The organism is Bradyrhizobium sp. Kon69, from assembly GCF_055807515.1.
Map to the genome: position 1 here is coordinate 284283 of NZ_JBVVOS010000002.1, position 13453 is coordinate 297735.

8 protein-coding genes are annotated in these 13453 nt (G+C 64.9%); all 8 read left to right on the forward strand.

Annotated features, from left to right (window positions below; translation table 11 throughout):
* Positions 1 to 814 precede the first annotated feature (814 nt).
* The 8 genes from AC0L3U_RS03620 to AC0L3U_RS03655 all read left to right on the forward strand — a co-directional run bounded on the left by AC0L3U_RS03620 (position 815) and on the right by AC0L3U_RS03655 (position 13426).
* Positions 815 to 3145 carry a mechanosensitive ion channel domain-containing protein gene (locus tag AC0L3U_RS03620; protein ID WP_473360707.1) on the forward strand — a complete coding sequence of 777 codons (2331 nt, stop codon included), beginning with the start codon at positions 815 to 817 and terminating at the stop codon, positions 3143 to 3145.
* Between the two features lie 955 nt (positions 3146 to 4100).
* Positions 4101 to 5099: a tripartite tricarboxylate transporter substrate-binding protein gene (locus tag AC0L3U_RS03625; protein ID WP_473349393.1), complete on the forward strand. Its 999-nt coding sequence runs from the start codon at positions 4101 to 4103 to the stop codon at positions 5097 to 5099.
* A gap of 300 nt (positions 5100 to 5399) precedes the next feature.
* Positions 5400 to 7052 (forward strand): NAD-dependent malic enzyme, encoded by a 1653-nt coding sequence (locus AC0L3U_RS03630; RefSeq protein WP_473360708.1) that lies wholly within the window; start codon positions 5400 to 5402, stop codon positions 7050 to 7052.
* A gap of 345 nt (positions 7053 to 7397) precedes the next feature.
* Positions 7398 to 7790 (forward strand): BlaI/MecI/CopY family transcriptional regulator, encoded by a 393-nt coding sequence (locus AC0L3U_RS03635; RefSeq protein ID WP_027570822.1) that lies wholly within the window; start codon positions 7398 to 7400, stop codon positions 7788 to 7790.
* Entirely contained in the window at positions 7787 to 10306 is a 2520-nt protein-coding gene (locus tag AC0L3U_RS03640) for a M56 family metallopeptidase (protein ID WP_473360709.1), read from the forward strand. Before AC0L3U_RS03635 ends, AC0L3U_RS03640 begins: the two co-directional genes overlap by 4 nt.
* A 163-nt stretch (positions 10307 to 10469) precedes the next feature.
* On the forward strand, positions 10470 to 11921 hold the full coding sequence (locus AC0L3U_RS03645) for a DUF1800 domain-containing protein (protein ID WP_473360710.1): 1452 nt from the start codon (positions 10470 to 10472) through the stop codon (positions 11919 to 11921).
* Between the two features lie 2 nt (positions 11922 to 11923).
* Positions 11924 to 13174 (forward strand): DUF1501 domain-containing protein, encoded by a 1251-nt coding sequence (locus AC0L3U_RS03650; protein WP_473360711.1) that lies wholly within the window; start codon positions 11924 to 11926, stop codon positions 13172 to 13174.
* Between the two features lie 30 nt (positions 13175 to 13204).
* Complete coding sequence (locus AC0L3U_RS03655) at positions 13205 to 13426, forward strand: hypothetical protein (protein WP_473360712.1); 222 nt, start codon at positions 13205 to 13207, stop codon at positions 13424 to 13426.
* The last annotated feature ends 27 nt before the right edge of the window (positions 13427 to 13453 follow it).

Genomic DNA, 13453 nt, shown 5'->3' on the forward strand with positions numbered 1-13453 from the left:
AAATGTGATTTGCGCGCCGTCGATCTTGCTTGACAGTCTTGCGTCACGGGAGGACCATCCCAATGGTCGCAAACAAGCGACGCGCAACGTCCACATCAAGAGCAAGGGGAGGTCTATGACACCACCTCCGCAGATCCAGCCGCGTTAAGTGCGATGGAGCTCGTTCGGACTATCGCATAGCGGCAGAAACGCGAACGGCACGCCGGGCCAAGGTTTAGAGGGCTGCATCAGTGTGGCATGGCCCCTACCTGCCCGGCGCTGTATTCTGCATCACATCGATTGCATCACAGCGACCATGTCGGACGGCCGTGAGCTGGCCGCCGCGCTTTCGACATCCTGCTTCTCTCCTCCTCCTCCTCATCGCGTCATTCCGGGCCGACTCCCGGAATGACGCAGGGCGATCGCATATCAGAGCGATCGCAGATGACGTCTCGGCGGCGCCTGAGCGAGCGCCTCGTCCTTCGAGACGCCGCGTTCCGCGGCTCCTCAGGATGAGGCTCAGCTGCATTCATCTGCCTTGAAATGCTGCCGCATACTCATCCCTCATCCTGAGGGCCCGCCGCAGGCGGGCGTCTCGAAGCATGACCGCTGCCGAGCTTCCAGCCGCGTGCCTGCATTCCGATCGCTGCACGTCCCGGCTTGAGAACCGCGGTTCCCGTTTCCTGCACCGCGGCAAATGCCAAGAGAATGTCGCCTCATTGGCCAACTTCCGACACAGCGCCCGGGCGAATAGCGTCGATCCGACATGATGCATGTGCTTCGGCGGTGACGGTCCCGACGTCGCCGTCGCATTCATTTTCCCAGGGAATCCCTCGTGTCGCATAAGCTTGCCTCCGCGCTTCTCGCCGCGCTCTTGATCGCGATTTCGTCTCTCTCCAGCGTCAGCGCCGCGCCGCCTGCACCGGCGGCGAATAGCGCTGCCGCGTTGTCGCCCGATGAGGCCAAGCGCGCACTGGAGACGCTGCAGGACGACAAGAAGCGCGCGCAGATGATTGACACGCTGCGTGCTATTGCCAATGCGTCCGGTGCACAGCAGCCCGCGCCCGAGCCAAAATCGCCGATCCCGCTGGCGGCCGACGGCCTCGGTGCGCAGCTCATGCTCACCGTGTCCGAGGAGATCGGCGAAATTTCCCGAGACGTCGCCGATATGGCCAGGACGCTCACGCACTTCCCGGCGTTCTATTACTGGATCGTGCGAACCGCGAACGATCCCGCGGCCTACAACCTCCTGATCGAGATCGCCTGGAAGCTCGCTTTGGTCTTCGGCTCCGCTTTCTGCGCCGAATGGGTGATGTTCCGTCTGATCCGGCGCCCCGTCGTGTTCCTGGAAGGGCGCATGCCGCAAACGGCGCGCCTGCCGGTGCAGCTGTTGCCCATTGCCGATCCGCCGTCATCAGTGGCCGATGTCACCCCCGCGCCCGAACTGCACAGGCGCCGCCACAGCCTGGCGCGGGCCTGGCAAATCATGCTGCGGCTGCCCCTCGTGCTGGGACGCTTTCTGCTCGAACTGCTTCCCGTGCTGGTCTTTGTCGGCGTCGCCACGGCGCTGCTCGGCACCGAGATCGGCGAGCCCACCACCGTCCGCCTCGTGATCCTCGCCGTCGTCAACGCCTATGCGTCCTCGCGCGGGCTCATCTGTGTGGTTCGTGTGCTGGCGGGACCGTTCGGCTTGTTTCCGGTCAGGGCCGAAACAGCCGCCTATATCGAGATCTGGGCGCGCCGTATCGTCGGTGTCGGCGTCTCCGGCATCGCCTTTGCCAATGTGGCGCTGCTGCTCGGCCTGCATCGCGGCGGCTATGCCGCGCTCCTGCGCATGGTGATGCTGGTGGTGCATCTCTTCGTCGTCGTCATCATCCTGCAATGCCGCCGCCAGGTCGCGCAAGCCATCCGCGCGCCCGCTGACCGGCAGGGGATCGCGGCGGGATTGCGCAACCGCATCGCGGGCGGCTGGCACTATCTTGCCATCGCGCTTGACCTTGCGCTGTGGGCCGTCTGGGCGCTGAACATCCGCAACGGCTATTCGCTGCTGCTGCAATATTTCGTCGGCACCATCGCGGTGGCGCTGATCACGCGCGTCGCCATCATGCTGACGCTTGGCCTGATCGACCGCGGCTTCCGCATCAAGCCGGAAATCCTCCAGCGCTTTCCGGGCCTCGAGATCCGCGCCAACCGCTATCTGCCGCTGCTGCGCAAGATCGTATCCGGCGTCATCGCCTTCATTGGCCTGGTGGCCGTGCTCGAAGTCTGGGGCGTCGACGCCATCGTCTGGTTCTATGGCGGCCAGATCGGCAGCCGGCTGATCTCGGCGGTGGTGACGATCGGACTTGCCGTATTCATTGCTGCTGCGATCTGGGAAGCCAGCAACGCGCTGCTGGACCGCCAGATCAATTCGCTGTCGCGCGACGGCCACTATGCCCGCGCCGCGCGGCTGCGGACCTTTCAGCCGATGCTGCGGACGGCCTTGCTGTGCGTCATCGCCACCGTCGTCGGCCTCACGGCGCTCAGCGAGATCGGCGTCAACGTCGCGCCGCTGCTGGCGGGCGCCGGCATCGTCGGCATCGCCATCGGCTTCGGCTCGCAGAAGCTGGTGCAGGACCTCATCACCGGGCTGTTCCTGCTCCTGGAGAACACCGTCCAGGTTGGCGACAGCGTCAGCGTGTCCGGGCTATCGGGCGTGGTCGAGAACGTCTCGATCCGCACGATCAGGCTGCGGGCCGGCGACGGTGCCGTGCACATCGTGCCGTTCAGCGCGGTCACGACCATCACCAACGCCAGCCGCGGCGCCGGCAATGCGTCCGTCAGCGTCAACGTCGCCTACAAGGAAGACACCGACCGCGCCGGCCAGATCCTCAAGGATATCGTCGACGAGATGCGCCGCGAGATCGAATTCCGCAGCCTGATCCGCGGCGATCTCGAGCTCTGGGGCATCGACAAGGTCGACGGCGCCATGGTGTCGATTGTCGGCCAGATCCGTTGCACCGAGGCCGGCCGCTGGCCGGTGCAGCGCGAATTCAACCGCCGCATGAAGCAGCGTTTCCAGCACAACGGCATCGAGGTCGCATCCGCCACCCAGACCATCCTGATGCACATCGCGCCGCCGGCTGATAGCGCCGCTCATTTGACGCCAAGGCGAGCGGCAGGATAGGGCGTGCACCCCTAAACGTCGGCTTACCAATCCAAAGCGGAAGTCTCCACCTTGCGTGTGATCGGCGGCTCGTGACCCGAAGCGGTCATGCGGGATGACTGCTCTACTTGGCCCGGCCAGCGCGCAGTGCTACCGTACATGTCTTGATGAGTAGGACACGCGCCATTGCCTAATTGCGACTTCTACGCGGTGTCGGGCGACTTTGAACCGATACTGCAGTTTATTTTTGACGACCTGCATTGCCGCGTCCTAGAGGCCTATTCAAGTTTTGACAAAAACCTCAGAGAGTTTTCCTCCTTGGAGGAGCTCGCCAAAGGCACCAATGTGGGTGATTGCTCCAACGGAGCATTGTCATGTTTTCTTGTGCTTTGGCCTGTCGAAGCGTCGAACCATGTGCGAATACGGCGGATCAAGCTCGATCCATCGAGTGGATTAGGCTCGCACAGACACGTTGCAGAGGGCTGGGGCCTGATTTCTCTTCAACTCGGTGGAGTTGGTAAGATGGGATTGCATCCCTCTCGTACCAACCACAACACTCAGAAGCGGGCCACGAAGTGGGCTGATACCCAGCATTCCATGGGCGATCCAATGGCTTGGAATTGGAATGTTGTCACTCGCACTTCGAACAAACTAAACCGTCGAATTCGGTCACTCTCAGTCGCCAAGGTGGGAAGTCGGTCAGTCCTACAGGCGGCAAAAAAAGCGTTCGACCTTGGTGCCCGGGCGCTTTAACCGCATGTCTCTTCTTGGCACAACTCGGACCTAGGGTGAGGTGCGCCAACACGGCCGGTATCGGAGGCAGAGCGGACCTCACACGAAGTGCAGCGCGAGTTTATGAGTACATATCCTGAGCGGTCCGGCATCATTTCCGGCTTGCCTCCATCCGTTCGGCAGCGTTCACTCCGGCTCCAGCCCGTTGACAATATGCGGGCGGCAAAAAGGGTGGGAGAGACTGATGCGGGGGCGGTGGGCTGGACTGCGCGGTCATGTGACCGTCATGTGTGCGTTGCTCGGATGTGCGGCGTGGGCCACACCGGCAAACGCCCAGCCGTTTCCGTCGCGGCCGATCACCCTCGTGGTGCCGTTCGCGGCGGGCGGTCCGACCGACACGCTGGCGCGCATCCTGTCCGAACGCATCGCCGCCGAATTGCACGCGACGATCGTGGTTGAAAACGTGGCGGGCGCCTCCGGCAGCATCGCCGGCGCCCGCGTCGCGCGCGCAACGCCTGATGGCACCACGATCACGATCGGACATTGGGGCACGCATGTGCTCAACGGCGCGATCTTCAAGCTGCCATACGATGTGATCGCCGATTTCGAACCGGTCGCGACGATCGCGATGGGCACGCAGCTCATCGTCGGCCGGAAGTCGCTCGAGGCCAACACTCTGAAGGAGATGATCGCGTGGCTGAAGGCCAATCCCGGCAAGGTGACTGCCGGTACCGCCGGCGCCGGCACGGGAGCGCACGTCGCCGGTGTCTTCTTCAAGGAGAGAACCGGCACCGACTTCCAGTTCGTGCCCTATCGCGGCGCGGGGCCCGCCATGATCGACCTCGTGGCCGGGCAGATCGACATCATGTTCGACCAGGCCTCGAACTCGCTGCCGCACTACAAGAACGGTGCGATCAAGGCGTTCGCGGTGACGTCCCCGACGCGGCTCGCCTCCGCGCCCGATATCCCGACGGTCGACGAGGCGGGGCTGCCCGGTCTCTACATCTCCTACTGGCACGGCATCTGGGCACCGAAAAACACGCCGAAGGAGATCGTCACGAAGCTCAACGCGGCCATCGTCGCCGTGCTTGCCGACGCTTCCGTCAAGCAGCGATTTGGCGAATTGGGGCAGGAGATTCCTCCGCCCGATCAGCAAACGCCCGCAGCGCTCGGAGCCTTCCAGAAGTCCGAGATCGAGAAATGGTGGCCGATCGTGAAGGCCGCCGACATCAAGGCGGAGTAGCAGTTGTTGCTGCATAACTCTCCCTCATCCTGAGGAGCCCGCGAAAGCGGGCGTCTCGAAGGATGCGCCGCGGGCGAGAGCGGGGCCTTCATGGTTCGAGACGCGCGTTCCGCGCTCCTCACCATGAGGAGAACGACCACCGTTGCGGCGTTAACCTTTCGCGCACGACGGCCGTCTGTCGCGAAAACCTCGCTGCGGTGCGGGATCACGATGCTTGCCGCAGGCTTCTGCGTCCTTGATCTCGGGTGAGCGCTGGCCGACAATGCCCGCCCTTCAATAAGAAACCCCCTGGGGGAATTCGTGAATAGACCTGCTCGGGTCAGCGCCCATTCGACATCGTCCGATTCCGTGCACGGCATGGCGCTGCTGCGCGATCCCCTGCTCAACAAGGGCACCGCCTTCACCGCGAAGGAGCGCGATGCGCTCGGCCTGCGCGGCTTGCTTCCGCCTTGCGTGCTGACGATGGAGACCCAGGTCGAGCGGGTGCTCGTCAATCTGCGCACGCTGCCGACCGATCTCGAAAAATACGTCGCGCTGAATGCCTTGCACGACCGCAACGAGGCGCTGTTCTTCCGCGTCGTCGTCGACAATATCGACGAGATCCAGCCGATCATCTACACGCCAACCGTCGGGCTCGCCTGCCAGAAATACGGCCTGATCTTCCAGCGGCCGCGCGGCATGTTCATTTCCTCGCGCGATCGCGGCCAGATCGCCGAGATCCTGAAGAACTGGCCCTATCCGGCCAAGCTGATCGTCGTTACCGATGGCGAGCGCATCCTCGGCCTCGGCGATCTCGGCGCCAACGGCATGGGCATTCCGGTCGGAAAACTCTCGCTCTATTCCGCCTGCGCCGGCGTGCATCCCGAAACGTGTCTGCCGATCGTGCTCGACGTCGGTACCAACAACGAAGAGCTGCTGAAAGACCCGTATTATCTTGGCTTGCGCGAGCGGCGGCTCACGGGCGAGGCCTATGACAGCTTCGTGGACGAGTTCATGGTCGCCGCGCGGAAGACCTTTCCCGGTGTGCTGATCCAGTTCGAGGATTTCGCCAATCATTCGGCGTTCAAGCTGCTGCACAAATATCGCGATGAGGCCTGCGTCTTCAACGACGACATCCAGGGCACGGCTGCGGTTGCGCTCGCCGGCCTGTTCTCGGCCTTACGCGTCAACGGCGGCAAGCTGAAGGATCAGCGCATCCTGTTCCTCGGCGCGGGCGAGGCCGCGACCGGCATCGCCGATCTCGTGACGTCCGCGATGATGGCGGAAGGTGCCTCTGAAGCCGAGGCGCTTCGGCGCAACTGGCTGGTGGATTCCCGCGGCCTCGTCGTCGGCGGCCGTGAAGGCCTGTCCGGTCACAAGCTCCGTTACGCCCATGCCGACCAGGCGCCGATCGCCGACTTCCTCACCGCGATCAGGACGCTGAAGCCGACAGCGATCATCGGTGTTGCCGCGGTCGGCGGCGCCTTCACGCCCGAGGTGCTCAAGGCGATGGCCGAGCTCAACGAACAGCCGATCGTGTTCGCGCTCTCCAATCCGACCTCGAAGGCCGAATGTTCGGCGGAAGACGCTTACCGCTACACCGGGGGCCGCGCGCTGTTTGCCTGCGGCAGCCCGTATGACCCGGTCAAGCTCAACGGCCGCACCTTCGTGCCGCGCCAGGGCAACAACTCCTACATCTTCCCGGGCGTCGGCCTCGGCGTCATCGCCAGCCGCTCGCGGCTGGTCACGGACGAGATGTTCATGGCGGCCGCCCATACGCTGGCGGATTGCGTCGGCAAGGACGATCTCGCGCAAGGCAGCCTCTACCCGGCGCTGCCGCGCATCCGCGAGGTCTCGGTCCGCATCGCCGCCGCTGTCGCCGACGTCGCCTATCAGCGCGGACTCGCGGACGGACCCGCGCCCAACGACGTGAAGGGACTGGTTCAGTCGCAGATGTACGAGCCGCAGTACTGAGGCTTACAATTCGATCTGAATCTGGGAGGCTGCCCCTCACCCCACCCTCTCCCCGTAAGAACGGGGCGAGGGAGTGAGAGAGGTTGCCTCCCTAACCTCTCCCCGCTCTTCTGCGGGGAGAGGTCGGATTGCTCCCGGCGATGCGAAGCATCGTCCGGCGCAATCCGGGTGAGGGGCAGGGCAGTCTGCTAGCCCGATCGAAAGTCGATCCGACTTGCGAAACGTTATTTCCCCGGTTCGGTCAGCACGCGATACCATTTCAGGTAGAAACCCCGTTGCGCGGCGCGGTCGTATATGCGACGCTCTGTAGCGCTACAAGAAAATGCAAAACCAAGGTAAGCCGCCATGGACGATCGTTTGCCCGACCTGGGCGACCTCGAGCACGAGGTCATGCAACTGGTTTGGGCCCATGGTCCTGTCACGGCCGAAATTGTGCGCGAAAAGCTGTCGCGTCGGCTGAAGGAATCGACCGTCCGCACGGTGCTGCGCCGGCTGGAAGAAAAGGGCTATGCTCGGCATACGGTGGACGGACGCACTTATGTCTACCACGCAGCCGAAGCGCGCGCGCGGGTTGCGGCCAAGGCGGTGCAGCGCATCGTCGACTGGTTCTGCAACGGCTCGATGGAGGAGGTCCTCGTCGGCATGGTCGACAATGCAATGCTTGACCAGCAGCAGTTGCGCACACTGGCCGACCAGGTGGCCAAGGCGAAGAAGGCGAGGGGAGTGAAGAAAGAATGATCGCAACTCTGGCGGAGGCGGCGCTACGCTCCCTTGTGCTGGGAGGCGTCGTCTGGTTCGGTCTCAACCTGTTTCGCGTGCGCAATCCGCACGTCCACATGACGGCGTGGGTCGTCGTGCTGCTGGCATCGCTGGCGATGCCCTTGGTGATGCATTGGCCGACGGTCACGATCACCCGGCTGCCATTGCCGGTATCGGTGCCGGATGATGTCCTGCCTGCCGATATCTCGATGTTTGAGATGCCGCAGCCCATGCAACCGATCGCGCCCGGCGCGGCGATTGCTCCGCCGGTGAAGAGCGGCGTCTCGATCAATTGGTGGCTGATCGCCACAATCGTCCATGCCGGCGTTGCCAGCCTGCTGCTGCTGCGGCTGGCCATCGGCCTCTGTCTGACCTGGCGCCTCGCGCGCGCGGCAAGGCCGATCGACGGTCGGGGCCTGGTCGACGCCGATGTGCGCGTCAGCCGCGACGTCGGCGGTCCCGTCACGTTTGGCTCGACCATTCTGGTGCCGCCGCAATTTGCCGGCTGGGATGCCAAGAAGCGCCTTGCGGTGCTCGCGCATGAGGGCGCGCATGTCGCCAACCGAGATTTCTATATCCTCCTGCTCGCCTCCCTCAATCGCGCGGTGTTCTGGTTCAGCCCGTTCTCCTGGTGGCAGCTCGCGCGTCTTGCCGAACTTGCCGAGATCATCAGCGACGCCGAGGCCATCGAGGTGATCGACGACCGGCTGTCCTACGCGGAAATCCTGCTTGATTTCGCGAGCACGGTAAACCCGCGGCCGCTCGAGCTCGCGATGGCGCGGGCCTCGACGGTGCGCGCCCGCGTCGAGCGCATCATCGCGGCCGCCGCGATGCCCGTCGCGGTCGGCTGGCGCAAGCGGGCGTGGATCGCGGCCGCGATCGTTCCCGCCGTGATCGTGTCCGCCGGCATGATCGCCTATCGTACCCCGGAGCCTGCGCCGCTCGCGGCGGATAGTGGAGAGGTGCCGGCCCAGCATTACCGCCCCTTCGTCAATTTCTACGCGATGGGCCCGGCTTCGGTGTTCGCCATCTTCCGCGAAGGTGACGACCTCTACGGCCAGCTCACCGGGCAGCGCCGGCTGCGCCTGAATGTCGGTAGCGACGGCACCGCGTCCTACATGGCTTCGTCGGGCGAGATCACGTTCCCGCTCGATGCGGAACGTCGCTCCGCCGAACTGATGCTGCGCATGAACGGCCGCGACGTGCGCGCGGTGCGTGTCGCCGAGATGCCGACGCCTGCGACCGAAGCTGCCTCGCTCGATCAATATGTCGGCTGGTACAGGATTGCGCCGAACCGCGTGCTCACCGTGCGCCGCGATGGCGACCGTCTCTGGTTGCAGGAAACTGGGCAGGGCACGACGCAAATCCTTGCCGAGGGCACTGATGCGTTCTCCTTCCGCGGCGACCATCTCGTGATCTTCCTGCGCGACGAGCAGTCGAGGGTCTCGCGCGTGTTGCTACAGAGTGCGGTTTTCGGCGCGCGTCTTGCGGCCCGCGTCGATGCGGCGGTGGCTCAGGCGGTCGAAGCGGATTTCGCGCGTCGCCTTGCCGAAGTGCCCGATCGCTTCAGGGAGCAGGTCCCGGCCGTCGGCGGCAAGGAGATGATCTTGCGCGGGATCGAGGATCTGCGCGCCGGCACGCCGAACTACGACCGCATGAGCGCGCCGCTCGCGGCCAAGATCCACCGCCAGCTCAATGAAATGCACGCGACGTTCGTTGCGCTCGGCGGATTGGAATCGATCTTCTTCCGCGGCGTCGGTCCTGGCGGCTACGACATCTATGGCGCGAAGTTCGAGAACGGCACGGCCGAATTCCGCCTGCTGATCGAGCCCGATGGCAAGGCCGGCGATGTGATCTTCCGGGCCGACGGCAACGACGAGCTCGGTGGCATCGTGCCTTGCTCGGAGGAGGCGAACGTGCGCGGCCGCGCCGGCACCTCGCCGATCAGGATCATGGTCTATAACGAGATGGGCGACGACATCCAAATCTTCAATCTCGATGCCGACGGCAATCGCAAGACGCAGAGCGTCGTCAGGCCCAACATGACCTGGGCTTCCACCACCACCGTGAACAATCCGTGGGTGATTGCCGACAAGTCGGGACGGTGCATGGAGATCCTGGTGCCGGGTCGGCAGACGCGCTTCCACAATGTCGAGGTCTCAAGCCTCGGTGCGCGTCCAGGTCGCGCGGCGCGGCGCGCCGTTCCGATCGCCAATGGCGAGGAGATGCTGCGCCGCTACATCGAGGGCGTCGGCAGGGGACAGCCGGACTACGAGCGCATGACGTCGGAAGTCGCCGACATCACACGCACGCAGCTTCCGTTCGATCAGGCGATTCTGACGCGGCTGGGTGCGCTGCGTGCGGTCTCCTTCCGCGGCGTCACCGCGCTCGACAGCGATATCTATGTTGCCCAGTTCGCCAACGGTTCGGCGGAATGGCGCATCGGCGTCAGAAACGGAACGATCACGAAAATCGCGCTCGGGCCGAATTTTTAGGACGATTGCCGCTGGTCTGCGGGACCGGCAGCTCCCGAGTTGTTGACGGCGCTCTCTCAATCCTCCGCTTGCCGGCTCTCGCGGTGAATGCTACCATCCGTAGCATTACAGTTCGTAGCCTGCGCGGGCACCGTCGGCAGGCTCGAAGAATTGGGCATTCGCCATGAGCAGTTCTGCAAAGGTCAATTCTGTGCTGGCGCTTCATCGCTTCGGGATGGGGCCGCGCCCGGGATCGATCGCGGCTCTCGGGACCGACCCGCGCGGCGCGCTGATCGCCGAGCTCGACCGCCCGCTCGTCCTGAACGCTGCCGCCAGCCTTCCCTCCAGCGCAAAGGCCTATCGCACCGTGGCTGATGCCAATGCGCGGCGCGCCGCGCGCGCCAAGCAGGCCCAGCAGCAGGCTAAAAAGCAGCAGGTGGCGGCGACGCCGACCATGTCGGAAGACCAGACGCAAGGACAGGGAGCGGACAAGGACGCCGCCGAGATGGCGGCCAAGCAGGCGGCCGATGCCATTCCCGATCCAGGGCGTCCGATCTATTTGCAGGAAGCCAAGGTGCGCACGGAAGCGGCGCTTTCCGCCGACATCGGCTTTGCCGAGCGGCTGGTGTGGTTCTGGTCCAACCATTTCTGCGTCTCAGCCAACAAGATCCGGAGCATGTCCGGCGCCTATGAGCGCGAGGCCGTTCGCGCCAATGCGCTCGGCCGCTTCGTCGATCTCCTGCTGGCCGTCGAGGGTCATCCGGCGATGCTGTTTTATCTCGACAATCTTGGTTCGATGGGCGCGAACTCGACGGCCGGTATCAACCGCAGCAGCGGCCTCAACGAGAACTTTGCGCGCGAGATCATGGAGCTGCATACGCTCGGCGTGCGCGCCGGCTACACCCAGGACGACGTCATCAGCTTTGCCAATGTGCTGACTGGCTGGACGCTGGTGCCGCCGGGCGCCGATCCCCAGCACGGCGGCGATTTCACATTCAATCCGCGGCTGCACGAACCGGGCGGACAGACCGTGCTCGGCAAGCACTACGAGCAGGAGGATGCCGAGCAGGGCCGCGCCGTGTTGCGCGATCTCGCCGCGCATCCCGCGACCGCGACCCATGTCGCGACCAAGCTCGCGCGCCATTTCGTCGCCGACGATCCGCCGCCGATGCTCGTCGAGCAGATGGCAAAAATCTTTCGCGACACAGAGGGCGATCTCAAGCAGGTCGCGATTGCGATGGTGTCCTCGGACGAGGCCTGGCGCGGGCCGCCGTCGAAACTCAAGCGTCCCGGCGAATGGGTTGTCGGCATGGTGCGTGCGGTCGGCATCACGGTCGTCGATCCCATCCGCTTCACCGGCGGCCAGGAACTGCTCGGCGAGGCGCTGTGGCGTCCGTCGGCGCCGAAGGGCTATCCGGATGACGAGGCGAGCTGGATCGACGGCGTCGGCCGGCGGCTGGACGTCGCCAACAATTTTGCCGAGCGCGTCGCGACCACGGCCGATCCGCAAGTGATCATCGAGGACGTCTTCGCATCGGAGATATCACCCGAGGTGAAGCAGGCGGTCGGCCGTGCCGAGAGCCGGCAGCAGGCGTTGGCGCTGTTGTTCATGTCGGCGGACTTTCAGAGGAGGTGAGCATGGGCGTCGTCAATCATTTGCCCACGCGGCGCGAGCTTCTGGTCGGATCCGGCGCACTATTCGCATGGAGCCAGATGCCGCGGATTGCGCGCGCCGAAGGGCGCGATCCGCGCCTGCTGGTCATCGTGCTGCGCGGCGCGCTCGACGGCCTTGGCGCAGTTGCGCCGGTCGGCGATCCCGACTGGATCTCCTTGCGCGGCGATCGTGCGCTGGTGCTGGACGGCAAGCCGCCGGCGTTGCCGCTCGATGCCTTCTTCGCGCTCAATCCGGCGATGCCGAATCTGCATCGGCTCTACGAGAGCGGCAAGGCCGCGATCGTCCATGCCACCGCGACGCCCTATCGCGAGCGTTCGCATTTCGACGGCCAGGACGTACTGGAAAGCGGGCTCGTCAAGCCGGGCATGACCAGCTCGGGATGGCTCAACCGCGCGCTGCTCGCGCTGGAATCCGGCGGGCGTGTCGACCCGCGCGGCAGCCGCGCGCTCGGCATCGGCTCCGTGACGCCGCTGGTGGTGCGCGGTTCGGCGCCTGTGATGACCTGGGTGCCGCAGCGATTGTTGCCGGCGAGTGAGGACACGCAGAACCGCCTGCTCGATCTCTACCAGCACACCGATCCGAAGCTTGCGACCGTGCTCCAGGCCCGCATGAGGCTCGCCTCGCTCGGCGGCGCGCCCGGCGTGGGCGATCCGATGTCCGACGATCCGACCTTGGCGCCGCCCGGCATCGCGCGCGTGCGCGCCTATTTTGCCGAGGCCGCCGGCACCGCCGCGCGCTATCTCGCCAAGCCCGACGGTCCGCGCGTCGGCGCCATGGGCTTCGTCGGCTGGGATACGCACATCGCCGAGGGCGCGGCCTCGGGCCAGCTCTACAATCTGCTCGGCGCGCTCGACGGCGCCTTTGCTGCGATCGAGAGCAACATGGGCGAAGCGTGGCGCGAAACAGTCGTGGCTGTTGTCACCGAGTTCGGGCGAACCGCGCGCATCAACGGGACGCAGGGTACCGACCACGGCACGGGCACGGTCGCCTTCCTAATCGGTGGCGGGCTCACCGGTGGCCGCGTGATCGCGGACTGGCCGGGTCTGAAGCCGGCGCAGCTCTTCGAGGATCGCGATCTCAAGCCGACTACGGATTTGCGCGCGGTGTTGAAGGGCCTGCTGCGGGATCACCTGCGTGTCGAGGAGAAGGTGCTCGCAGAAGCCGTCTTCCCGGGCAGCGCCGACGTCAAACCGATGGGAGGCCTCGTCGGCTGACGACGCGGCTTTCGCAAACGGATCGGGTTCATGATGTGCACGCTGACACAACGGGAGCTCGATTTTCTCGCCGGCCTGAAAACCGGCTGGCGGCCGCTCTATCGACGCGAACTCGCACGGCTCTTGAAGGGCGACGCCGAGCCTGGCGAGGTTCCTCCGGAGACGCGCCCGATCTGGCGCGTCGTATCGGGCTTATCCCAGGAGTCTGTCTCGATTCAGGACAAGCCAGTGTGGTGGAATCGCCACAGCTAAACCCGAAACAGCTGCGGCCTTAGGCGC

Bases quoted from the DNA above. Each gene is read 5' to 3' on its own strand.
- AC0L3U_RS03635 (WP_027570822.1), top strand. From the start codon at position 7,398: ATGGACGATCGTTTGCCCGACCTGGGCGACCTCGAGCACGAGGTCATG.
- AC0L3U_RS03625 (WP_473349393.1), top strand. From the start codon at position 4,101: ATGCGGGGGCGGTGGGCTGGACTGCGCGGTCATGTGACCGTCATGTGT.
- AC0L3U_RS03650 (WP_473360711.1), top strand. From the start codon at position 11,924: ATGGGCGTCGTCAATCATTTGCCCACGCGGCGCGAGCTTCTGGTCGGA.
- AC0L3U_RS03640 (WP_473360709.1), top strand. From the start codon at position 7,787: ATGATCGCAACTCTGGCGGAGGCGGCGCTACGCTCCCTTGTGCTGGGA.
- AC0L3U_RS03655 (WP_473360712.1), top strand. From the start codon at position 13,205: ATGATGTGCACGCTGACACAACGGGAGCTCGATTTTCTCGCCGGCCTG.
- AC0L3U_RS03645 (WP_473360710.1), top strand. From the start codon at position 10,470: ATGAGCAGTTCTGCAAAGGTCAATTCTGTGCTGGCGCTTCATCGCTTC.